Annotated in this window: 18 protein-coding genes and 1 pseudogene; 9 read left to right on the forward strand and 10 right to left on the reverse strand. The window is 40.5% G+C overall.

The window, feature by feature from the left end:
- Nucleotides 1-10: 10 nt before the first annotated feature.
- From FSB73_RS16085 to FSB73_RS16100, 4 genes are all read right to left on the reverse strand, one after another.
- The gene (locus FSB73_RS16085) at nucleotides 11-3,388 is read right to left on the reverse strand and encodes a SusC/RagA family TonB-linked outer membrane protein (protein WP_225974080.1); all 3,378 of its coding nucleotides are present in this window, start codon (nucleotides 3,386-3,388) and stop codon (nucleotides 11-13) included.
- A gap of 267 nt (nucleotides 3,389-3,655) precedes the next feature.
- On the reverse strand, nucleotides 3,656-4,849 hold the full coding sequence (locus FSB73_RS16090; RefSeq protein ID WP_146784435.1) for a FecR family protein: 1,194 nt from the start codon (nucleotides 4,847-4,849) through the stop codon (nucleotides 3,656-3,658).
- Between the two features lie 72 nt (nucleotides 4,850-4,921).
- The gene (locus FSB73_RS16095) at nucleotides 4,922-5,494 is read right to left on the reverse strand and encodes an RNA polymerase sigma factor (RefSeq protein ID WP_146784437.1); all 573 of its coding nucleotides are present in this window, start codon (nucleotides 5,492-5,494) and stop codon (nucleotides 4,922-4,924) included.
- Between the two features lie 276 nt (nucleotides 5,495-5,770).
- A complete protein-coding gene (locus FSB73_RS16100; RefSeq protein WP_146784440.1) occupies nucleotides 5,771-7,639 on the reverse strand; it encodes a MutS-related protein in 1,869 nt (622 codons plus the stop codon).
- 370 nt (nucleotides 7,640-8,009) lie between these two features.
- Here FSB73_RS16100 and FSB73_RS16105 point away from each other — a divergent pair, with 370 nt between their 5' ends.
- From FSB73_RS16105 to FSB73_RS16115, 3 genes are all read left to right on the forward strand, one after another.
- Nucleotides 8,010-9,596 carry a carboxylesterase/lipase family protein gene (locus FSB73_RS16105; protein WP_146784445.1) on the forward strand — a complete coding sequence of 529 codons (1,587 nt, stop codon included), beginning with the start codon at nucleotides 8,010-8,012 and terminating at the stop codon, nucleotides 9,594-9,596.
- A gap of 215 nt (nucleotides 9,597-9,811) precedes the next feature.
- Nucleotides 9,812-11,647, forward strand: coding sequence for a glutamine--fructose-6-phosphate transaminase (isomerizing) (gene glmS, locus FSB73_RS16110; protein WP_146784448.1), 1,836 nt, complete (start codon nucleotides 9,812-9,814; stop codon nucleotides 11,645-11,647).
- 255 nt (nucleotides 11,648-11,902) lie between these two features.
- Nucleotides 11,903-14,101: a DUF4954 family protein gene (locus FSB73_RS16115; RefSeq protein WP_146784452.1), complete on the forward strand. Its 2,199-nt coding sequence runs from the start codon at nucleotides 11,903-11,905 to the stop codon at nucleotides 14,099-14,101.
- Between the two features lie 127 nt (nucleotides 14,102-14,228).
- Here FSB73_RS16115 and thrS read toward each other — a convergent pair whose 3' ends face one another.
- Nucleotides 14,229-16,166 carry a threonine--tRNA ligase gene (thrS, locus tag FSB73_RS16120; RefSeq protein WP_225974081.1) on the reverse strand — a complete coding sequence of 646 codons (1,938 nt, stop codon included), beginning with the start codon at nucleotides 16,164-16,166 and terminating at the stop codon, nucleotides 14,229-14,231.
- Nucleotides 16,167-16,335: 169 nt separating this feature from the next.
- Entirely contained in the window at nucleotides 16,336-16,956 is a 621-nt protein-coding gene (locus FSB73_RS16125; protein ID WP_146784455.1) for a DUF3347 domain-containing protein, read from the reverse strand.
- A 541-nt stretch (nucleotides 16,957-17,497) separates the two neighbouring features.
- Here FSB73_RS16125 and FSB73_RS16130 point away from each other — a divergent pair.
- From FSB73_RS16130 to FSB73_RS16150, 5 genes and pseudogenes are all read left to right on the forward strand, one after another.
- A complete protein-coding gene (locus FSB73_RS16130; protein ID WP_146784458.1) occupies nucleotides 17,498-17,734 on the forward strand; it encodes a DUF4339 domain-containing protein in 237 nt (78 codons plus the stop codon).
- Nucleotides 17,701-17,988 carry a CD225/dispanin family protein gene (locus FSB73_RS16135; protein WP_146784461.1) on the forward strand — a complete coding sequence of 96 codons (288 nt, stop codon included), beginning with the start codon at nucleotides 17,701-17,703 and terminating at the stop codon, nucleotides 17,986-17,988. The genes FSB73_RS16130 and FSB73_RS16135 overlap by 34 nt, the downstream gene beginning before the upstream one ends.
- Before the next feature lie 73 nt (nucleotides 17,989-18,061).
- Nucleotides 18,062-18,271 carry a DUF2752 domain-containing protein gene (locus FSB73_RS27700; RefSeq protein ID WP_225974845.1) on the forward strand — a complete coding sequence of 70 codons (210 nt, stop codon included), beginning with the start codon at nucleotides 18,062-18,064 and terminating at the stop codon, nucleotides 18,269-18,271.
- A gap of 457 nt (nucleotides 18,272-18,728) precedes the next feature.
- On the forward strand, nucleotides 18,729-18,953 hold the full coding sequence (locus tag FSB73_RS16145; RefSeq protein ID WP_146784467.1) for a hypothetical protein: 225 nt from the start codon (nucleotides 18,729-18,731) through the stop codon (nucleotides 18,951-18,953).
- A gap of 318 nt (nucleotides 18,954-19,271) precedes the next feature.
- A pseudogene (locus FSB73_RS16150) lies at nucleotides 19,272-20,434 on the forward strand (MFS transporter).
- Between the two features lie 219 nt (nucleotides 20,435-20,653).
- Here FSB73_RS16150 and FSB73_RS16155 read toward each other — a convergent pair.
- Nucleotides 20,654-20,860 carry an RpnC/YadD family protein gene (locus FSB73_RS16155; RefSeq protein WP_146784470.1) on the reverse strand — a complete coding sequence of 69 codons (207 nt, stop codon included), beginning with the start codon at nucleotides 20,858-20,860 and terminating at the stop codon, nucleotides 20,654-20,656.
- An 898-nt stretch (nucleotides 20,861-21,758) separates the two neighbouring features.
- Here FSB73_RS16155 and FSB73_RS16160 point away from each other — a divergent pair.
- Nucleotides 21,759-23,072 carry a transposase family protein gene (locus FSB73_RS16160; RefSeq protein ID WP_146784473.1) on the forward strand — a complete coding sequence of 438 codons (1,314 nt, stop codon included), beginning with the start codon at nucleotides 21,759-21,761 and terminating at the stop codon, nucleotides 23,070-23,072.
- 161 nt (nucleotides 23,073-23,233) lie between these two features.
- On the opposite strand, the gene FSB73_RS16165 is transcribed toward FSB73_RS16160, so the two are convergent.
- The 3 genes from FSB73_RS16165 to FSB73_RS16175 all read right to left on the reverse strand — a co-directional run bounded on the left by FSB73_RS16165 (nucleotide 23,234) and on the right by FSB73_RS16175 (nucleotide 24,240).
- The gene (locus FSB73_RS16165) at nucleotides 23,234-23,425 is read right to left on the reverse strand and encodes a hypothetical protein (RefSeq protein WP_146784477.1); all 192 of its coding nucleotides are present in this window, start codon (nucleotides 23,423-23,425) and stop codon (nucleotides 23,234-23,236) included.
- A 140-nt stretch (nucleotides 23,426-23,565) separates the two neighbouring features.
- Entirely contained in the window at nucleotides 23,566-23,913 is a 348-nt protein-coding gene (locus FSB73_RS16170) for a hypothetical protein (protein WP_146784480.1), read from the reverse strand.
- A gap of 54 nt (nucleotides 23,914-23,967) precedes the next feature.
- Nucleotides 23,968-24,240: a hypothetical protein gene (locus tag FSB73_RS16175; protein ID WP_146784483.1), complete on the reverse strand. Its 273-nt coding sequence runs from the start codon at nucleotides 24,238-24,240 to the stop codon at nucleotides 23,968-23,970.
- Between the last annotated feature and the right edge of the window lie 530 nt (nucleotides 24,241-24,770).

Here is a 24,770-nt window from a genome sequence, read left to right on the forward strand (position 1 = left end):
AGTATATACGTTAAAAATTGACTTTAATATTTAAGCCAATAAAACGCTGTGATGGATCACTAAAGTTCTCTACACCGCCATCTGGATCTGAATATTTAAATTGTTTTGCCCACATAAATACATTTTGCCCAATGGCAGAAACTGAAAAGCCTTTCGCATGAATTTTATCGTAGACACTTTTGGGGAGCGAATATGTGAGCGATACTTCCCTTATTTTAAAGAAGGTTGTACTATAAACATCCACCGGTGCAGCTGCGCCTCCCCAAGCGGTTCCTTTGTGCAGTTTGGATATATAATCCTTATAAGTAACAGGCACATCATTGGGCGCATATTTTCTGGTATCGCTGGTGATATTGCCATAAGTATCATAAGTAGCTTCTCCCGAAACAACCTTGACGCCTTGACCAATATAATTTTTGCTGCCAGGGTTTGTGGCATCCAAATAGCGCTCGGGAGTTACAGAACCAGGGTGGTTGCCGGATAGCCACATATACATTTCTGTTGTTGTCTGTGCCAGTCCACCAGACCTGCCATCCAGTGCGATACTAAACGACCAGTTTTTATACCTTAAGCTGGTTTCTGCGCCCCAGATCCAATCAGGATCACTGTAGCCGTATCTTGAATCATAATTGGAATATAGCGGTAAACCATTACTATGGATGATATTGCCTTCTGGATCCTTTTGATAGTCTCTAAGAATATAGGCGTCTACACGCTGACCCACCTTTACCCAAGGTTTGTCTGCAGAGAACTGAGGATCTAATTTGGTATAATACCTGGCATATGTTGACCAGTTAAGCGTCACATCCCAGCGCCAGTCTTTGGTTTTAACCGGCGTAATTTTAGTGAATACCTCCCACCCTCTTCTGGAAATTTCTTCCTGGATGTTGATGTAATTGGCTGCGTATCCTGAGGCAGCTGAAATTCCCGTTGATTTTAAGAAATCATACATTCTTTTATCATAGTAAGAAATATCCACAGAGAGCAGATTACCAAACATGCTTGCCTCCGTGCCTACCTCAAATGTAGAGGAAGACTCCGGATGTACATTGGCACCACGAATGGTGGTAGGTAGTAATGCGGAACTTAAATCTCCCCAGCTATTATTGGTTATCCCATAAACAGTATTGATGCTATAGATATCTGCTGGGGTTTTAGAAGAGGTCCAGGAACCTCTCCATTTCCAGAAATTGAGCCAACCTGATTTGGGTAGAAGTTCGGATGCTACAAAGCTTCCTGAAACGGAAGGATAAAGGTAGGATCTTGTTGAACTAGGTAGTGTTGAACTCCAGTCATTTCTCAAGGTCGCCTCGGCAAACAACATATCCTTCCAGGATACAGCTCCTCTACCATAAATACTATTAACTTGTTGTTTTTTGGTCACAGAATTGACCTTCGCAGGGTTAATGGATGCTTTCAGAGAATAAAAGGCTGGAACAGAAAGGCCTCCTTGGGTCAGCGCTTCAATACCCTCATCCTGCCGGTAGTAAATAGTCCCGCCGACAAAACCGTCAATTTTAAAGTCACCCTCTTTGAATTTTGCGGTGAGTAATAAATCATTATTGGTACTGTAGCCACGGCTTAATCCTGTATTAAAGGATCCACGGGCAGATTCGCCCCACACCTCTGTACCGCCAGGGATCACAGTTGAGGCGCCAGCTCCCTGGAAGGATCCTTCAGAAATCCGGATCTCTTGCTTGTCGCTATAAGTGTCGTATCCTGTCCTGAAAGTACCTTTCAACCAAGGGGTAAAGTCGTAGTTTAGTTCCAGGGAGCCATTAAAGATATCCCTATTGACATTATGTATTCTTTCATATCTGTCAAAATAAGGATTATTGATGCCGGCTGTATAACTGCTGTTCTGAACTTCATTTTTGATCAGCCAGTAGTCTTTATATTGTCTGATATCATAATCCGGTGCAGACCAGACCAGCATGCTGTACATCGGATCATATCCAGTATAACCACTAAAGCCTATATTAGGGGAGCTTTGCTTATTATAAGATAATGTAGTAGATAGGGTAAATTTATCCAGTTTGATGTCTCCGCCAATAGAATAGCGTAGTTTGCTGTATTTGGAGTTGGGATACTGGCCCTTATTTTCAACCCAGGAGGCCGAAGCGTGAAAACTACCTAATTCGCCTTGTTGAATCACCTGAATATTATTATTCAGAACATAACCCTGATCCAGAAAATTTCTAAAGTTGTTCTTGCCCACGGGCAGATAGGGCATTTCTTTCATGGATTTACTGATCGGATCCCATTGGATTACGGGTTGTCCTTCCATAGGAACGCCCCAAGCGCCATCACCGGTTCTGGCATAGGTATTGGTCGCTGTATTGACTACCCGGCCATAGGTAGATTGCATTTTTGGAATGGCCAAAAAGCCTGCTGTGAACATGGAACTGCTGTTGACGGTGACCGATAATCCATTTTTATTGGTCCCTTTTTTTGTGGTCACCATGATCGCCCCGCCTGCTCCCCTAAATCCATATAGTGCGGAGGCGGTGGCACCTTTTAATACTGTAATGCTTTGGATATCATCGGGGGCAATATCTCTAAGCGTCATATTACCATAGGGAACGCCATCTATGACCAGTAGTGGATTTTCCCCACGGAGCTGTATATCAGGTGCTTGCGTGAATTCTGTGCTATTTTTGACCAAAAGGCCTGCTACCCTACCGGTCAGAGAAGTTCCCACATCCACGCCTTTGACAGTTTGTAAGTCATCTCCCTGAACGGTCTGGACCGAATACCCGAGTGCCTTGGATTCTCTTTTGATTCCTAAGGCAGTCACAACAATTTGCTGTAATTCGCGCTGTTCATCCATAAGGGTAATAGTATAATCGGATTTCCCTTCCTGGATATTAATTTCGCGTGCCTGTTTGCCAATATAAGTAATGGTGAGCACATCTCCCTGCTCGACTTGTAACCTGAAAGCGCCACGGTCATTGGTAATGGCCCCTCGCCCCGTTCTTTTTATAATAACACTTGCGCCTGCAATAGGGTTGCCCAACTCATCATTTACGATACCTTGAATTTCAAGTTGCTGGATGGCAGCAAGCGCTGCGGTTGTTTGCGCAGGATAAACTGCTTTTCTTTTGATAATAATGGTATTATCTGTAATCGTATAACTTATGGGTTGTTGCTGGAATATTTTGTCCAGCACAGCTTTTACATCTTTGTTTTTGACACTTATGCTGACAGGGGTTGTACCATTTAAGGCGTCATCCGCATACAAGAAATTATAAGCTGATTGTTGGCGGATGGCTTTAAAGATCTTAGTTAGAGGAGCCTCATGCTCATGAAGCGTGATGCGCTGTGCTTTCATGTTTTTTGCGCTTACCTGAAATACAGCTATTAATAATAGCAGAATCGTTAGCTTCATAATCCGTACGGTTTTGTTAAAGAGCGAACCTTCCCGGAGGTGGCACATCTTTTTTTGGGAGAAATACATAGATTTGTGAAAGTTTAGATGAATAAATAAGCCTGTTTAGACGCATGCTTTTGAAAATCTGAATCCGACCGGGAACTGTTGGCGCAGGACCCGGTCTTCTTTTGTCTTTACTTATCAGTAAAATAAAACGAAGTCGAATAACTTAACCGGCCCTTATTTTTAGCCGAATACCATATTTAAATAGATTTTGCATCATTTTTATTTATTAGTTACGATAATTGTTTTGCCTTCAATGGAATAATGTACCTCATTGGTAAGGGATAGTAAAGCAAATACTTTTGAAACGGGTAATTGCTTAGATATCTGGCCTGTAAAAACGGGATTTTTCGGGCTTTTATATTCAATATCAGCGTCATACCATCGGGATATTAGCCGTAAAATGGATTTAAGATCGGTGCTGTGGAAAACAAAGAAACCGTCCTTCCAGCCGGTAACCTGTTCCAGGTCAGGATGAAGGTTTAAGGTAAGCTTTCCTGATGGGTGTAAGGCGGACTGTTGGCCTGGCACAAGAATCGTTTGCTGATCTGCATTATGATTTGCTATTACTTTTACCCTACCTTCTAATAAGGTCGTTTTGGTAACTGGCTCGTCCTGATAGGCATTCACATCAAAGTGGGTACCTAAGACCTGAACTGTTTGTTGGGCGGTATGCACTAGGAAAGGCTTCGCCGCATTTTTGGCCACTTCGAAATAAGCCTCTCCTTTTAAGACGACCTCTCTGGTGGCCCCTTTGAAGGTAGTGGGGTACTTTAATACAGAAGCTGCATTTAACCATACTTTGGTGCCGTCAGCTAAAGTGATCCGATAGGTGCCGCCTCGAGGTGTGCTGATTTGGTTGAAAACAACGGTTGCATTTATCGCAGAATTCGTTCTGTTATAAGTTAGCTGACCATTCGCTAATTTTTGTATATCAATTCCGCCTTGTTTGGCAATGGAGCCATTTTGAAGACTATCCAAAATAACAACAGAGCCATCAGCCAAAGTCAACCTGGCTTTATTGCCTCCAGGCGCAAGATCCGCATTAATTGACGTAGCTTGTAAAGCCACTTTTGCATTGTTTTTAGTGTTTGAACGCTGATGCAAATAAAAATACCCCAAACCACAAATTGAAATAAGCAGGGCAATGGCTGCGGCGTAATTTTTCCAGGGGCTGATTTTTTTTCTGGGCACCTGAATATCTTTGCGGTTAAGCAGTTTTTCATAAATTCTTCTGGAAATCACTTCTTCTGAAGACTGATCGTCATTTTGCGTGGCAGAAACCAGGGGCTCTACCGTTGTTTGACTGTCATCATGCGTGTGATACCAATTGTTTAAAGCAATTAACTCCTCTTTACTTATCGTAGCAGCCAAGTACTTTTCAATTAAATCCAGGATGTGTTGGGGTATTTCCATATAAGTAAGTATAACTAACAAGCGTTTTCACCTACTCAATTCAAAAAAAAATAACTTGACCTCAATAAATGCTCATATAAAGAGCAATAAGATAAACTGCATAAAAGATCTGCTGGCCAGTTTAAGAATTTTTAAAGCTTTATGTATTTGATTATCAACCGTTTTTGGAGTGATATGTAACTTGGCCGCAATTTGCTTCGTTGCCATTCCTTCATTTCTGCTATACTTAAAAATAAGTTTGCATTTTTCAGGGAGTTTTTCAATCTCCAATTCCAGCAGTTGTAATATCTGCTTGTTTTGAAAGGTGGATTCTGGGGTTAGTTGAGATACGGTACTATTTTTTAGCCTTTGACCATAATTTCGGCTGAGGGTTTTTTTCCGAATGGCGGTAAGTACCAGATATTTAGCTGCGGTTGCCAGATAGTTTTCCAGTGTTTCGATCTGAACGTAACCTCTATTGGCCCAGAGGCTGGCAAATACTTCCTGCGCAATATCCTCGGACTGAGCGCCATCACACATACGGTTATAGGCAATAATATATATCTTTTTCCAATACCTGTTATAAATCTCCGTAAAGGCCATACGATCCCCCTGCTGTAAACCTGTCAGCAATTCCTGATTGGTATAATGCGTATAAGTCCGCATGCCTTGTTAGTTATTTAGATGTATTTCTAAGACTGATTTTTGATGACAACAAACTTACTAAAATTAATTGGATAGCTAAAAAACTTCTTATAAGCGGCAAAATAAAATTAAAGGAAATATTTAAAAAATGATTTGTACTTATAAAGATGCAAACCTTTGCATCCTTATAAGTACTCGAAGTGTAAATTTAATAATTGCTGAACTGTATTGATTAATAAAACGCCGTTGTTAAGGATGGGATACAGCTCATTTTATAAAGATCAGATTTGAGCAAAATCAGGTAATCCCCATTTGACGCATTAGTGTTGAGGCATTCATATTCTGGCAAACTCCGTCCCTATATTGATAGCTAAAAATCATTTTATCTCCTTGCATATCAATTTCAAAGGCGATGTTTTTAATGGATTCAGGATAGTTATTTGCCAGCGAGGTAAGTTCGATATCATGTGTAGCAATCAGCCCCCTACCCTCGTTTTGAATAATATTTTTAATCAATGCTGCAGAACCCAGGTGTTGGTCGCGTGAATTCGTGCCTTTTAAGATTTCGTCCAACATGATATAAATCTGATTACCTGAGCGAATCTGCTCCATTATCCATTGCAATTTTTTAAGCTCTGCATAGAAAAATGAGGTATGTGTAAACAAGGAATCATGGGTACGCATACTCGTATATAAATTGACAGGTGTAATGACCATGGCCTTTGCTGCCACATTAGCACCTGCCATGGAAAGCACCATATTGAGTCCAATCATTCTAAGGAATGTGCTTTTGCCCGCCATATTAGCGCCAGTAATTAAAAACAGGTTCAGTTTAGCTGGCTGGTCAATACTGTTGGGAATGGAAGGCGCAGGGTATAATAAAGGGTGTATTCCGTCTTGAATATTTAGCAAAAAATCTTTCTCATTTACCCGGTCTTGGATATCAGGTGTCCGGTAATCCGGATGATTGAAGTTGTAAATTGCCAGGCTGATCAAAGCGTCCAGTTCGCTGCTGATCCTGATCCAATCAGCAAACTGATCGCTAAATAATTGCTTCCATTTTTCTATTCTGTATAGGCAATTTAAATCCCAGAGGAGCAATCCATTCAGCACGACGTTCATAATTATGTTTAGCCGGTTATCCAGTGCATTAATCAATTTAAGGAATTTTTCAAAAGAGCCTTTGCCCGTTTGCTCCTTTTTTATATTTAATTGCAAATTGTCCAGACCGGTTTCATTAAAAGAATGCTGGATAAATAGATCAATCAGGTGATGGTATTTTTTCAAAGTGCCGGCTCTTTTGCTAATCAGCATGTGGCTTTCACTAATTCGACCATTTTGTTTACCAGTTATGCCAAGTTGTATTAATGAAAGACCAATTGCCGGCCATGCAGGAAATGGCCCAAACATATAAATTAGCCAGGCCAGCACCGTTAGTATTGGAAGTATGCTTAAGATTAATTTCCAAAATTTATCAGGAAAGTAAACAGGGGGAATTTGTAACCAATCTTCAATATTTTTTCTGTCAGCCGGATCCTCCTCATTTATAGAGCCGACTATTTGAAAACGTTGGCACCACAAAGGCGCTTTTTCAATGGCCGCTACCATGGATTGTCTGTCCCGGATTACCTGGCCATTTTGCGCTGGCTCAGCCATGAAATTCCCTAGTGTGCCCTTTCCTGCTATTGTAACTGTCCTGTTGATTCTTTGAAATAAAGATTTTGGTCCAAAAAGATCCAGATCGAATGCAAAAGGATGGTCCGGACTTGCGATTCCTGCTCCGCCGTCAAAGTGTTCAAACTGGCCCTTTAAACCTAATATCTCTGCTTCATTTATTTGCTTTCGTTTGGATTGATAAGCTTCAGCCTCCTGTAAATCCCCTGATTTGCGCAGTAAAAAGATGAACAGGATCAGCAATATGATAAAAGCTAGCCACCAAAAAACGGCCCCATAAGTTCTAAATAAACGATAAATGCAAACAATAATAGCGAGGCCGGTTGCCAGTCTGCCCATGGCGATCATTCTGATTTTTTGCTGCAGTTTTTTGAGTAACGATTTACTCTCTGATAATTGTTGATTATAAAAGCCCATAGACTCAGATTGATTGTCTTTGTCAGTAGCTTGACCAGGCGTCTCTATGTTAATTGATGGGTCCGTTAATGCCATAAATAATTTTATTTACTTTTTTTTAAGATGCCGCCTAATAATGATAGTAAGATCGCCCACTTCGTTTTTTTTATTTACGATAAGTGGATTTTGGCTATTTATCTTGCCAAAAGCATCTCTACAAAGAAAGCGAATCCCAGGCATATAGTAGGATTTTTCATCTGTTTTTGCATTCTGTGCCCTAGTTTAGGTGGGGAAGCAATGGGGTTACATTGAATTCAAGGCAGCAATCAAAGTGAATCTGGATATTCAGCACTTTGTTAACAATACAGACATTTTCCAATTGTTTTTTATCTTTAAATCGGCTAAAGCGTTATAGCCTTAAATAATAAATCACATTCACTGATCGCATAATTTTAAAAGCTTTACTATGTCCTGGATTTCTACTCTGCTGAGCGCTATTCAAAATAATAGACATTCCTACTTTGTATATAGCCGTAAATTAACAGGCACCTTACTGCTTATTGCATTCAGTGTAGTGACATCATTTGGGCAAAAAAAACAGCCCTATTACCAAATAACGCCAGTGGTCCGTACAGAAAACGGCTTTATTGAAGGTGCGCAGGAAGAACAATGCTTTGTATTTAAAGGGATTCCATATGAAGCACCTAGAACAGGTGCTGCTCGTTTTATGGCGCCCAGAGTGCATAGCGACTGGAAGGATACACTTAAATGCCTGACTTTTGGATCCGAATCAGCCCAGCCAGGTTCCAATGAGCATCCACTCAGAGGAAGTGAGGACGGGCTCTATTTAAATGTATATACCCCGTCTTTGTCCACTAAGGCTAAATTGCCCGTTCTGGTGTGGGTCCATGGAGGATCCATGGTATCAGGCTCAGGCAATGGCATGAATGGGCATGCTTTTGCTGATAAGGATTCCATCGTTACCATTACAATCAATTACCGTTTAGGCGTCTTTGGTTTTATGTATTTAGGTGATCTGGGGCCACAATATAAGACTTCCGGTAACAATGGGCTTTTGGATCTGATCCAGGCATTAAAGTGGGTACGAGCCAATATCCGCCGCTTTGGAGGAGACCCTTCCAGCGTCACCGTAATGGGGGAATCAGCAGGAGCAAAACTTTCCAGTGCACTCATTGTGGCGCCAAAGGCCAAAGGTTTGTATTCGGGCATTATTCTGGAAAGCGGCGGCTTTCAGTGTATACGAGATACCGTTACGGCAAAACTGATTCGCAAAAGAGTGATGGAGCAGTTGGGGATTACCAATCCAAAAGACCTACTAGAACAACCAACCGATAAACTTATTGCTGCTGAACGAGCCGTTTTAGGCGGTGCAAAAGGTACCAATTATTTTGGTCCTGTGATGGATGGACGCATTATTACTGGCAATCCTTATCGTTATGTACAAAAAGACGGACGTAATATAGTCCATTATCTGATTGGTGCAAATCAGCATGAAAGCAAAATCTTTATGGACATGGATAGCAGATTATATCACCCTGATGCAAAGGTAATTTATGATTGGTTTGGTATTAATTATCCATATTGTCTGTCTGATATTGCAAAAGCCCGGCAAAGACTAGGGCCTGGAAAACATGCAGATAGCCTGGCTGTGGCTAGTGTGCTTTCAGAATATATGTATCAGATGCATGCGAGCCGCATGGCCTTGACATTATCTAAGGCAGGCAGGTCCATCTGGTTTTACCGGTTTCAATATCCGCCGGCCAATCACGGCTCTGAACTTAATTATATCTGGTATGATCCTGCAAAAGGTCATTTAAAACCTGAAGCAGCTGCTTTTGCCCACAAAATTCATCAGTATTGGGTGCAATTTATTCGCAGTGGCCGTCCCGGAATGGTAGATAATATCAATTGGGGCCCATTTACGACTAGTAGTCAAAACGTTATGCTGTTAAATAAGTCGTTCAGTTTACAAAAAAATAAGAATTTATTTAACAATCCTAGACAGCCTTCTGCCTGTTTTTTGCTAAAGTAGAAAAATTTACTAGCCAGGCAGTTAAATATTTATGCCATAAAAGTGCAGGGGACCTGCATTTTTCCGGACTTTTGGTTCGGGGATGTCGTATAAATACGACTCAGATAACAAATAATCATTATCCAAAAACCTTGATATTAAATACAGAATTTTTTACGCAAACGATTGATTTCAGTTACATTTGCAGTCCGTTAAACAACTAAAAGAATTTATTTATGTGTGGAATTGTAGGATACGTAGGAACCAGACAGGCTTATCCGGTCGTTATCAAAGGATTGAAGCGTTTGGAATACCGCGGCTATGACAGCGCGGGTATTGCGCTTTTAAATGGGGGTATCAAACTTTATAAGAAGCAAGGCAAGGTTGCAGATTTGGAAAACTATACGATTGGTAAAGCCCTGGATGGTAATACCGCAATTGGGCACACAAGATGGGCGACACATGGAGAGCCCAGTGATGCCAATGCGCATCCACACCTATCAGGCAGCGGTGAAATAGCCATGATCCATAACGGCATCATTGAAAACTACGCTTCCTTAAAAGCAGATTTGTTGAAAAAAGGCTATCATTTTAATAGCGATACGGATACTGAAGTATTACTTAACTTTATAGAGGATATTTATAAAAACAATGGCGGCAATCTGGAAGAAGCGCTTAGAATTGCACTCAAAAGGGTCGTTGGCGCCTACTGTATTCTGTTGATTGAAACCAGCCATCCAGATACGATCATTGCCGCCAGAAAAGGTAGTCCTTTGGTCATTGGCATTGGTAAAAACGAACATTTTTTGGCTTCTGATGCTACCCCTATTGTAGAATACACCAAAGAAGTTGTTTATGTGAATGATTATGAAATTGCCATTGTTAAACCTGATGAATTGATCTTAAAAAATTTGGGTAATGAAAAGCAGACGCCTTTTATCACCAAACTGGATCTGGAACTGGATACCATTGAAAAAGGTGGCTATGACCATTTTATGCTCAAGGAAATATTTGAGCAGCCTAAAACAATTCTGGATTGTCTCAGAGGCAGGCTCAATGCAGAAAATGGAACCATTCAGGTGAGTGGCATTGAGAACTACCTTGATGAAATCTCTAAAGCGAACCGGATTATTATCATTGCGTGCGGTACCAGCTGGCATGCCGGCCTGGTTGCTGAATATATCATCGAAGAGACCTGCAGAATTCCCGTTGAAGTTGAATATGCCTCTGAGTTCAGATATAGAAATCCAATCATTCATCCTGGCGACATGATCATTGCGATCTCCCAAAGCGGGGAAACAGCGGATACCATTGTGGCGATTGAAAAAGCCAAGGAACAAGGTGCCATTATCATGGGTATTGTAAATGTAGTTGGATCTTCTATTGCCAGAATTTCTCAGACAGGGGCATATACGCATGCGGGGCCAGAAATCGGTGTGGCCAGCACCAAGGCGTTTACCGGCCAGCTGGCAGCACTTATGCTGGTCGCCTTTAAAATTGCCCATCACAAACAAACCATCACAGAAGAACGTTACCGTGAATTATGTGCGGAATTAGCATTGGTGCCGGGCAAAGTAGAAAAAATTCTGGAACAAAACGATTCGATTAAAGCTATTGCTGAAACGCTGAAGGACAGCTCAGATGCATTATTTTTAGGCAGGGGTTATAATTTCCCGATTGCGCTTGAAGGGGCCCTTAAACTCAAAGAAATCTCCTATATACATGCAGAAGGATATCCGGCCGCAGAAATGAAACATGGCCCGATAGCGCTGGTAGATGAACATCTGCCAGTAATCTTTATTGCCACCAAGGATATTTATCATGAGAAGATCGTCAGCAATATGCAAGAAATCAAAGCCAGAAAAGGCAGGGTGATTGCGGTGATTAATGAGGGGGATGAAATTACACCGGCTATCGCGGATGGCGTCATTACCATTCCGGAGGCTGATGAAATTATTGCGCCCATCCTAAATGTGGTGCCTTTACAACTACTCTCCTATCATATTGGGATTGCCAGAGGTTGTAATGTTGATATGCCCAGAAATCTGGCCAAGTCCGTCACAGTCGAATAAGATACATCGGGATGGGGTGCGGTCGGAATCATAATAATGCCGCTGCCAAGGCGTAAGTCAATAATGAGCAGAGAACCTTTACCTTGCCTAGCCTCCTTTCTCGGTAAAATTAATACAAATAAAACCACCTTTCCAGTCTCTGAGCGCAAGGCTGGAAAGGTTACACTTGCATGGATTAAAGTTAATTAGTTCCTGCATGTATAAGGTTGTCATTTTGGTTCTTCTCTGATTTTTTAATATTAATATGCCTACCCAATGAATAATATTACCAAATTGCCCTTGAATGCTTTGGGCTATGATTTTATAAAAAAACAATACCTGCCAAAAGGCAAGGATGAGTATTACTTGCGTAACCTGCAAAACAGAAACGGTACGACATATCGTCAACTCTCCGCATTTGAAATTGAGGTACTGGTCAGAAATAGAAATACCAGCGATAACTGGAATAATATTTTGGTCTCGGATCATTTCAATCCAGAATTGGTTAAAAATTGTAAGTTTTATGGACTAGTGCGTATTGGAAAGCTGGAACCTTATTTTTTAGGCTTCAGTGATCTGAAGGTGGCAGTAGGGCTTTATGATTCTACCATTATCAGTAGCGATATTGGGGATAATAGCGTCATTAATAATGTCCATTATCTCTCCCATTATATTATTGGTCAGGAAGTTATCCTGACTAATATCAATGAGATACAGACAACCGAGACCTGTAAATTTGGAAATGGTATTATCAAGGAAGGCGAACAGGAATCGGTTCGTATCTGGCTGGAACTCTGCAATGAAAACGGTGGTCGAAAGATTTTACCGTTTAATGGCATGCTGCCAGGAGATGCCTGGCTTTGGAGTAAATATCGGGATGATGAAAAGCTTTTAGAACGATTCAAGCAGCTAACAGAGGCAGAATTTAAAACTGCCAGAGGTTTTTATGGCAAGATTGGTGACAGAACCGTTATTAAAAACTCCAATATTATAAAAGATGTGTGGATCGGTTCGGATGCCTATATCAAAGGCGCTAATAAGCTTAAGAACCTGACCATTAATTCAGGGCAGGAAGGTCGGACCCAGATCGGAGAAGGCTGTGAACTGGTTAATGGTAGTGTCGGATTTGGTAGCCGAATTTTCTATGGTGTCAAAGCGGTGCGCTTTGTGACCGCATCGCATACACAGTTGAAGTACGGGGCCCGGCTGATCAACTCATATATGGGGAGCAATGCTACCATCTCCTGCTGTGAAGTATTAAACTCGCTGATATTCCCAGGACATGAACAGCACCATAATAACTCCTTTTTATGTGCATCAACAGTTATGGGACAAAGCAATATCCCGGCTGGTGCCACCATTGGCTCCAATCACAATTCCAGAGGGGCAGATGGAGAAATCGTAGCTGGCCGCGGCTTTTGGCCAGCGCTTTGTGTGTCGCTCAAGCATAACTGTAAATTTGCCAGTTTTACCATGCTGGCCAAAGGGGATTATAATTATGAGCTGAATATCCCTTTGCCTTTTTCGTTGGTGAGCATCCATCCTATTACCAATTCTCTGATCATTATGCCAGGGTATTGGTTTATGTACAATATGTATGCCCTGAAAAGAAATGCCTGGAAATACAAAGACCGGGATCAACGCAAAGAAAAAGTACAAAATCTTGAGTTTGATTTTTTGGCACCCGATACGGCTGGAGAAATCATTGAAACGATCCAGTTATTGGAAAAATACACGGGACAGGCCTATTTTAAAGCTGAGGGTGCAAAAGAGTCTGATGAGGCGTCTTTGATAGAAAAGGGCAAAGCGCTATTAAATGACCCAGACTCAAATGTAGAATCATTGACAATATTAGCAACTGGGATTGAAAATAGCAAAAGAAATGTAGAAATCATTAAAGTGCGTAGGGCTTACCAATGCTATAAAAATATGATTCGCCTATACGGCTATCAACATTTATTTGCGGCAGAAAGACTCCAGGAAGCTAAGAACCTTAAAGGGCTATTGCAGGGACTGCCTGCTAATTTGAAACGGCAGACTTGGCTTAATGTCGGTGGACAATTGATACCAGAGAAAAATGTGGAAAACCTAAAAGACAAGGTGAGAAATGCTAAGATCCAATCTTGGGATCAACTCCATGCATTTTATAGTGATCAGGGAGCGAAATATGAACAATTCAAAAGAGAAGACGCACTGGCAGCACTTGGCGAAGCGTTGGGTTACCCGCTGGCCACTTTATCCAAAGATCAGATCACTTCTCTGGCCAAAGATTATTTGGACATACAAAAATGGATGGTAGATCAGATTGTCGTTTCCCGGAAAAAAGATTACTCCAACCCTTATCGCAAGATGATGTATGAAAATCAGCAGGAAATGGAAGCTGTTGTGGGCAAACTGGCAGATAATAGTTTTATCAAGGATCAGAAAAAAGCATTGAAAAAGCTGACTGAGCAATTAAGCGGCTTGATAGGTTAACGTGCCAATTCAATGGCAAATCAAGCTTAAATTGGCATATAAATAAAAGCGGACATTCAATTTTTAAAATTGTTGTCCGCTTTTATTATATAAATATGCTTTCACAAATACAACTTAAAGTAAAATATTAAGCTGTCTTCTCATTTACTTCTTTTTCAATTATTTGAATAAAGTCTTTAAGCGCCATTGCGCCTAATTCACCAGCAGATTGCTTACGTACACCAACTGTATTGCTTTCCATTTCTTTTTCTCCAACAATCAGCATATAAGGTATTTTGGCCAGTTCGGTATCCCTGATTTTACGCCCTACCTTTTCACTGCGCTGGTCAATGGAAACCCGAATATTATTTGCCTTTAATGTCTTTTCAACCTCTTTGGCGTAATCATTAAACCTGTCAGAGATAGGCAGAATTTTGACCTGGGTAGGCACCAGCCATAAAGGCAGCTTACCCGCGCAGTTTTCAAGTAATACAGCCACAAACCGCTCCATGGAACCAAAGGGTGCCCGGTGGATCATAACTGGCCGCTTACGGGTATTATCGCTATCAATATATTCTAACTCAAAACGCTCTGGGAGATTGTAATCCACTTGAATGGTGCCAAGTTGCCAGGATCTTCCAAGCGCATCTTTGACCATAAAATCCAGTTTGGGTCCATAGAATGCAGCTTCGCCGTATTCAATGGTGGTGGGCAGCCCTTTTTCTGCCGCAGCCTCCTTAATCGCTTCTTCTGCGATATCCCAATTAGCCTCACTGCCAATGTATTTACTGCGGTCATTTTGGTCTCTGAGCGAAACTTGTGCAGTAAAATCATTGAATCCCAGTGATTTAAATACATATAATACTAAATCAATGACCTTTTTAAACTCATCTTTTACCTGATCAGGCCGGCAAAATAAATGGGCATCATCTTGAGTAAAGCCACGTACCCTAGTCAGGCCGTGGAGTTCACCTGCCTGTTCGTACCTGTACACTGTACCAAATTCCGCGAACCTTACCGGAAGGTCCTTGTAAGATTTCGGGGAAGTTTTATAGATCTCACAGTGGTGGGGACAGTTCATGGGTTTTAACAAGAACTCCTCTCCTTCGTGTGGCGTTTTGATGGGCTGAAAACTATCCTTACCGTATTTATCGTAGTGACCAGAGGTTTTGTACAGATTAATATTGCCTATATGTGGGGTAATGACTGGCAGGTAGCCACTTTCTATTTGTGCTTTCTGCAGGAATTGCTGCAGCCTTTCCCGGAGCATGGCGCCATTCGGTAGCCATAAAGGCAGGCCGGCTCCTACTTTTTCAGAAAAGGCGAAGAGTTCCAGCTCCTTGCCTAATTTTCGGTGGTCACGCTTTTTGGCTTCCTCCAAAAAGAGCAAATAGTCGTCCAGATCTTTTTTGGCCGGGAAAGTAATACCGTAAATCCTTGTCAGCATCTTATTTTTCTCATCCCCTCTCCAATAAGCACCGGCAATATTGGTGAGTTTGATGGCCTTGATAAATCCTGTATTAGGAATATGTGGACCACGACAAAGGTCTGTAAAGTCCCCCTGGGTGTAGAAGGTAATATGACCATCCTGCAGGCCTTCGATCAATTCTAATTTATAAGGATCCTGCTTTTCAGTAAAATATTCAATGGCCTCCGCCTTAGGAACTGCTTTACGGGTAAAACGTTCCTTTTTGGAAGCATGTTCTTTCATTTTCTTTTCAATCAGTTCCAGATCTGCATCGGTAATTTTCTGATCGCCTAGATCAATATCATAGTAAAACCCATTTTCAATGGGCGGACCAATTGCAAATTTTGTATCCGGATAGATTTCCTGCAACGCTTCAGCCATCAGGTGCGCAGAAGAATGCCAGAAGGTTGATTTACCTCCTTTGTCTTCCCAGGTCAAAAACTTAATATGTCCGTCCTGGTTAATTGGACCAAAAGCGTCCACGACTTTACCATCCAGCTCAACGGCTAGCACTTTACGCATCAGCCCTTCGCTGATGGATTTTGCAATATCCAGTCCTGAAATTCCTGCCTCGTATTCACGGACAGCCCCATCAGGAAAAGTAATATGAATCATCATCTGTTTAATATAAAATCTATGACCGCAGCTATTTGGTTATGTACCTTGCGGTGGTAACCCCGGCCATCTATCTGTTTTAAAAAAGTGCTCAAAAATACAATTATACCCCGAAATCCAAGCGCGCGGCCCCAACTAATATATAAACCAGTTTGGAAGGCCTTTAATTAAACTATAAATGCGCAAAGGAAATGGAGTCCTCCACAGTACCGCAATGAAGCATGGCGCTCTGATGAACCGGGTCTTTCAGCCCAAAATAAGGATTGACAACTTTAGCTGAATCACTTAGCCAGAATCCCTCCTCATCACCATTGAAGGCCATGGGGCATTTAATGTGGTAAATGGTTCTTTTGTCATATTGCACCGTTCTGAGTAAATTGTATAATGCCTCCGTTGCTGTGTAAAAATCACGGCGCTGACCTGCAATAGCTGTATCCTGGGCGATACTTGCACAGGCATCCTGAATATTTTTGCTATAGTCCTGGGCCGTCTGAATAAGAATCGAGTCCGCTTTGATTTCCGTAAAAGGGATGGCGGCAGCCAGACTGCTCAGCGAGTCGGCCAACTGCCCAATGGAATCAATGGGGGCCCACCGCACCAGGCCATCATGCATGCCGTAATAGGCCATCAGGGTAGCATCCAGGCTTTGGTTTAACTTTTCTGAATTCTGACTAATTTTAAGAGGAATTTCTTTATCATTTTGAACATCCTTTTTTCCCTTATTTGCAAAAAACAAATATGCAGCAACACAAATAATCAGTGCCAGAACGATAAAAACACCTTTTTTTAGCATGATACTTTTTTTCAGTTATTATAGGTGGGAAGGCCCAGCGAATTTTACGAATATAGACCCATGAACACCTTTCAGGCAAAAGTACGTCAAAAATAAGGGATTCAACCGGGCTTTATCATTGACTTTTTCCTTATTCTAAACAGGAAGCAGGGCGTCACCTTTTGATAAACGTAAATAGGGTTCTTTAAAAATGGAACAAGCGGTCCCAAAGACAGCTGATAACAACCAATGATCGTGTTTTTTTCCACAAGTAATTAAAATTCAAAAAAATATAATTGTTAATGCTCAATTAACTTATCTTTGTTTAAGCTGTTTGATATTTGCGCCTCAAAAACTGAACCGCGGGGAGAAAAGGGCAATATTTGTACATAAGTCACTAACTACTAATTAAAGGGAAGGATTCATTAGTATTCAGAGAAGGGATTTTAATAGTAATAACGATGTAGGTGACCGAATCATTGCAGGACCAACTCATGTATAATGTATTGCTCATGAAAGGACACATTATAGAATCAAATCAAAATAAAAAACTGTATATCGAATGCAAAAGTATTATTATACCAATGGGGTGACCACTTTTGGACCCTTTACACTGGAGGAACTGATCAAAGAGCATATTTCCAGGGATACCAAGGTCTGGTTCCAGGAGTTAAGTGAATGGCAACCAGCGGGAAATGTCCCTGAATTAAGTGTCTTATTTAAAGATACCCCACCCCTTATACCTATACCGCTAGTCCGAGGCCTTTGGCCGCTGAATCTGTCCCGGTTGAACAATTAAATGAAGCGCCGCCCAAAAGTTGGCTGACGGAATCCATTTTGGTCACGTTATTTTGTTGTCTGCCCTTTGGTATTGTCGGTATCGTTAATGCAGCCAAAGTTGAGTCCCGGTTCTATGCCAAAGATTATGACGGTGCCTTCAAGGCCTCTGAAGAAGCCAAAAAATGGACAACCTTGGGCTTTTGGGTAGGTATTGTTGTTGGAATTATTTATTTGGTTGTGGTAATATTTGCAGCAGTTGTCAGGAACCATTAAAACATATATTAAATGGATAGGCGCCTTACTGCTACTTAGTTTTCTTATAATTATTTATAAGAGGTACAGTCCTATGGACAGCAGCTGGTTCCCAAAATGTCCTTTCAGGTCGCTGACTGGACTTCAGTGTCCGGGGTGCGGGTCACAAAGGGCTATCCATGATTTATTGAACCTTGATATCTTGGGTGCATTTAGGGAAAATGCGCTAATGGTTGTCTCTATTCCCTATATTGTAACCGCATTTATTTTGAATCCATCCACCACCCTACTTCAAAGTTGCTAAAATGGCGTAAAGCGCTGTTTGGCGTAAAGGCTATTTACTTGATTTTTGTGCTGGTGATTGGATTTTGGATTCTTAGAAATTTGCTTTGATTTTCAATTGAAAGAAGCAGCCAGATGGCTATTAATTGTTGACTATGAGGCATTTGATAATTACTATCGCTCCTTTTTTGTGCCAGCCTACCTTGAAAACGGTTTGAATGTTTTATAAATTTACTAGCGTATGCCATTGACAGGCTGATACAAATAATCGTTGTATTATAGCTTACATTTATGGCGCTTTTATTGCCATTTGCTGTTTTTGCATCCTTAAAATCTGCGCAAAATACTGGAATATCGCCCCTATTCTACATAAATTATTGTAAATCCGTTATTTGCAATTTATTTTCCTAATTCAAAATAGTAAAGTAACTTTGCAAAGTTAGTTAATTAAGTAAGTTTATAATTAATTCAAAAGGCCCATGGATCCAGCAATCGACATCAATGAGACTGATTTTGATCTGTCAGTAAAGCTTTATAATGTGCTCGGTAAAATTCTTAGAAAGTTAAGAAAACAAGCGGGCAAACAACCTTACTCTACTACGGAGCAAGCCACGATGGCCTTGCTGGATAGTAATGGACAAATGTTGCCCTCTGAGTTGGCGGAAGCGCATCATATTTCTGCTCAGGGATTTCTCAGATTGTGAATAGATTATTTGATCAAGAGGTGATTGATAAACACCCTGATCAAACTGATAAGCGCAAGGTTTATCTTTCGCTTACAAAAAGGGACAGCAGGCGTTATTAAATATCCGCATCTCCCGAAGTAAATGGTTAGCGGGCACAGTAAGTGACCAGTTAAGTCCCAAAGAAAAAAATATATTAAAGGAAGCTGTGGAAATTTTAGGCCGTCTGGCCGAAAATTAAAACAGAAGCAACGTGTTTTAAATCGTTATATGCAAGTTTTTCGCTCTCTCTCCTCCAGAAATTTCAGGTATTTTATTAGTGGACAATCCGTTTCTATGATGGGAACATGGATGCAAAAAGTAGCAGTGAGTTGGATTGTGTACCAATTAACCCATTCTGCATTTTTTTTGGGGTTGACCATGTTCGCCAATCTGATTCCTTCGCTATTTTTGTCCCCTTATGCAGGCAGTTATACCGATAGACATAACCGCTATAATATTTTACTAATTACGCAAATCCTGCTGATGATCCAGGCAGGACTGTTTACGCTGGTGATTTATTTTAAAGTCGACAGCATCGCTATTATTCTGTCATTAAGTTTGATGCAAGGACTGATTAATGCATTTGATACAACGGCTAGACAGTCCTTGTTAATTAATATGATTGACAATAAAGAGGATTTACCCAATGCCATTGCCTTGAATTCTTCCATGGCGAATCTGACCCGGATTCTAGGGCCCGCCTTGGGTGGTATATTACTGAGTACACTGGGAGATACCTCTTGCTTTTTTATCAATTTTGTAAGCTACTTTTTGTTATTTATTCCCTGTTAAAAATGAAGCTCAATTTACCACCTTCCAAAAAACAGCAGGTAAGAATCTGGCAGACGCTGAAGGAGGGATTGACTTACCTGAAAGCTGCTCCGGATTTATCCTCGTTGATTTTACTAATGGCAGGCTATAGTATTTTTGTGATTCCGTTTAGTACATTACTACCCGTCTTTGCCAAGGATGTTTTTCAAGGAGATGCGGGGACCTTCAGTTGGTTTGAAAGTGCGGCCGGTGTTGGGGCGCTATTGGGAACCATTTATTTTGCCGGATTAAAGCCAGGTAGAAATATTATATCCATTGTGGTGTATGCTAGTTTGTTATTTTCTCTGGGCGTTCTGTTACTTTCTGTAAGTTTTGATTTGGTGATTGCACTGCTTTTTACGCTGATAACGGGTATGGGCATGATGACACAAACAGCCGCCATAAATACCTATTTACAGACCCATGTCAGCGATGAAATGCGGGGCCGGGTCCTCAGTTATTTTATTATGGGCTATCAAGGAATAATCCCCATTGGGAGCCTTTTAATTGGGATTTTATCTTCCAGCATTGGTCCAAAAGTAACGGTGTTTGTGGCCGGTTTGCTGGGTATTATCAGTACAATGGTATTTGTTTATTTTAAATACAAAAGCGGCCAAAAAAACAAAATGACGCTATTGCCGTCCAGATAATTTTGGTCCAGAAATGAGTGTTGGAGTTGATTTTTATTCCAGTAATTGCTGCAGTATGTTTCAATGACTTAACCTTCAAAGCAATCGTCTGCTGGACATTCATATGGGAAATACGTCTATTAATAAATGTATTAAGTATTGATTATTGAGCATTTTGATCCTTGCCCCTTAAATGCTATTTAACCGGCAAGGATCAAAATGCTCATTGAATTTAGCAACTTATATTACAGTTGCCTGTAGCTTTTTTAGCTGTTTGATATCTAATTTCGTTATTTTAGCTACCTCATTAAGGGGATTTCCTGCTTTGATTAAGTATTTTGCAATTTCAAGTGACCTTTTTTCCATCCCTTTTTCCATCCCTTCTTCTAAGGCTTCTGCTCTGGACTCTTCTTGTTTATAACGTATGTATTGTTCAATTACTGTCATCGGATTTTTTTGATCAATTAAGGTAATTTCTTTTGAGGTTTTCCCACAATTTCCTATGATTAAATCGTTTTTTGACCGTTCTTATATCCAAATAAAATATTGCTGTCGGATCAGCTGCATGCAAATCGTTTAATATTTTTTAAGTAAGGCTGTCTTTAACTTTCTCTAAAGCCTCATTATTCATTTCCTGTGAGATATTTCTTAAAGGGCAACTGTTTCAGAAAATGCAGGTCAATCCGGCAATTGGTTCTCGAAGCTTCATATGGCTATTATTTATGAAAGGCTTATAGCAGTTACCTGCAGGACTTCCATATGGGAAATACGTCTATTAATAAATATAGTGAGTATTGATTATTGAGCATTTATCCTGATCCGGGCCCCTTAAATGCTATTTAACCGGCAAGGATCAGGATGCTCATTGAATTTAGCAAATTATATTACACAGATGCCTGTAGCTTTTTTAGCTGCTTGATATCTAACTTCGTTATTTTAGCTACCTCATTTCAGCAATTCAGAGTCAAATTTCTTTTTACTGGTAGCGTAGCTTTCAGAGGTCGGTAAAAAATATTTTTCGCACTAATTTTATTTTGTTTCTTTGTATGGTCAGCAAATCGCAATGGCAGGGCTAGGCGTGTAAATTATGCATTAAAATAAAATATTATATAATAGACACAGCATCGCCTAGGCGATGCCTCAATATTCTCCATAATTTTATTGTTTATCAACATTCAGTTGACAGCCCGTTCCCTAGACGGGCTTTTTTTACGTTAAGAGCTGCTACAAATATACAATATATATAAATTATAAACAAATAATAATCATTTAATTACAATTTTTCTTCACTGTTTTTGGCACTTTTTTTGCATAGGAGAATTTTCAAGATTTAAGCACCGCTGATTTGATTTATCAGCTAAATAAAGTGAGCCATCATTTCTTTCCTGAGTTGTCGGACTGGCTTGGCGAGGTGAAGGACCACCGGATTGATAACTGTTGTAAATATAGCATGTCTAACCTATTGACCCAGGTCATTCACATGTTTCAGGTTCAGGGTTCAACCCGTAATAACATGAACCAACTAAGGAAAGATGGGAGCTATTTTAAGGATAATTTTGAAGCATTACACGGCGACATGCAATTAGCGCACTTTGACACGGTGAACAATGTAATTAAAACAGTAGATGCTGGAGACCTGATATTGGTATTAGGCAAGATGATTAACGCTTTAATCCGATCCAAAGTGATTAATCCGGCAGAAGGTTATTATCATATTGTAATGGATGCTACTGGAGTTGCGAGTTATCACACCCCACCATTGGATGGAGCGCTTTCCAAGAAAAAAAATAATACAACTACTTATTATGCCAGTGTACTAGAAGCTAAAATCATAACGGATAATGGCCTTTGCCTGTCTGTGGCCAGTGAATTACTTAGTAATGAAGGAAAAGGGTTTTATGACAAGCAGGACTGTGAACTGGCTGCCTTCTCCAGGCTCGCAGACCAGTTACACAAACTGTTTCCCCGGCTGCCTATCTGTTTGCATTTAGATGGGCTCTATGCCAATGCAACGGTTATGAAAAAATGCGAGCAATATGGCTGGAAATATATAATTACTCGTAAAGACGGTAACCTTCCAAAACTGGACGAGCAGATTAAGGACACCCTAGAAAAAGTTAGTTTTGTGTACCCGGAAGTGCTGAATCCAGGGCAAAAGGAAGCAAACCTAGGAGATGTTCAATATCTATGGGCTGCTAACCTCCAACACCAAAACCACCAGTTAAACTATATGGAGGGGAGATTCCCAAAGCATAACAGTCAAGCAGTGACCAAGTTCGCCTATATTACCAACCTAAACATTAATTTAGATAGCCCACAGCTTCAATCAATTGTCAGACGTTTTATGTCTTCTGGCCGCAGCAGATGGCTAATAGAAAACAAAGGATTCAATGATCAGAAGAATAACGGGTTCAATATGGAGCACAAATTTGTTCGCAAAAGCATCATGAACCTGTATAAATACTATATACTGCTGCAAATAGCCCATATAATTCATCAATTAACTATAAAGTCAAAGGCGGTGGTTAAGCTTGTCAAACAGTCAAAGGTTACCATAAAAATGCTGTGGGACCGGCTTAAATCTGTTTTATTGGAACGGGTCTTATGCAAAGAAACGATCATGCAAAACAGGCAACGGTGCCAAATCCGCCTGGAATAGATAAAGAGGCGGGAGGATAAGCCCATAAACCTTACGAAACCAATTTCTTAACTCCAACTAAAACCAAACCTAAACCTACTAACTACGCTACTAAATTGACTCAGCTTGCTGGGCTGGCGGAGCTATGCCTAGTCTTGGAAATTAGCACAGTAACGGAAATTTTACTTAAATTGACTCTGAATTGCTGCCTCATTTAGGGGATTTCCTGCTTTGATTAAGTATTTTGCAATTTCAAGTGACCGTTGAAAAAACTTTGCTCTTTCTTCTTCTCTTCCAATTTCCATCCCTTCTGCTAAGGCTTCTGCTCTGGACTCTTCTTGTTTATAACGTATGTATTGTTCAACTACTGTCATCTGATTATTTTTTTGATCAATTAAGTTAATATCTCTTACAAAGTTCTGAAATTTTCTTTGATTTAAGAGACTTTTTTGGACGTTATTAAAGATAAATAACAAATTACTATAATGTTGTTTCCCTTCTAAACCAAGAGAAATTAGATTTTTGTAGTTTCTGTAAATTTCTCCACTAAAATATCCTTAGAAAATTCGCGGCGGTGTTCATACAGCCAGACGCTGTGGAAAAGCAGGTTCGCCAGACAGGTCGTATCGGCAAAATCACTTTCCTGCATGTCTTTTATAATATACCCCTCATAACGAATGGCCACGCCATTTGTTTCACTACCGAACTGGTGCTGTCCGTGTATATAATATTTGGTCGCCCGGTGGATAATGGTTATGGTAATAATTATACAATCTCTATTGTTTAGCTGGAGTCCAATTTTATAGTATCCTGTCCTGCCGGAAAATTCCTTTTTCGCCTCCGTCTGAAACTCAAAATGCACCAGGACATATTTATGTGGCCATCTGATATTATAAATTTTAACCAGTTTATCAACCTAGCCTTTAAGATCCTCTGCCCTCTCCATCATAATGTTTTGGAGTTCTTTATTGAGAAATTCCATCCGGTTAAAATTCAGCTGCCTGGCTAAATCTTTTAAGAAAAAGGGAGCCAGTATGGCCATATTATACTCTATAACGAATTTCCAACAGGTATCGTGGGTCAGCATCACAATAAAGTGATAGGGGTCATTTAAAGCTTCTAGCTCCTCTTGAGTAAGGTTTCTTGTGGAATCCTTTTTAGATTTTTTTTTATTTTTACTTTGTGCCATGAACTTTGGTATTTAAATATGTTTTTATGGACACGAGCCCATTTGAGATAATTATTATTGACTCTATTCACTGCATTTAGCGCAGGAACCGATTCCATTATTTATTGCGATATAGCACGACGATTTATAAACCACAGGCATCCGCCTATAGCGACCTACGGTTGCTATAGGCACAAAACAGCCTCTTCTAGTGTTCTTGCCTATCAGATAGGCATAGCACTGGTAGTAGCTCCATGGACCCAATGGGAGGCTTAGTTTAATTAGTGCGTAAAAAAATAATGGGAATCAATGGCTAAATCATCCACCTAAAACTGCTTTACATGGGCAGATTGGCTGGACGGATCTAAAGATATGGGAAGCAAGGTCAGATAAGATATCTGAAAGGCAGGACAATGTTTTTTTTCAACGGTAAAGGGCCGTCAGATAAAAGGCGCATGATTTGCGGATCCTTTTTCGGGGCTATTACTGTAGCCTTTTGTTTAGTCAATTCTCTGGTCATTTTTGTAGCCATTTTTCTGGTCTTTTTTGTA

The sequence above is a fragment of the Arachidicoccus ginsenosidivorans genome (genome assembly GCF_007971385.1).
GTDB lineage: Bacteria > Bacteroidota > Bacteroidia > Chitinophagales > Chitinophagaceae > Arachidicoccus > Arachidicoccus ginsenosidivorans.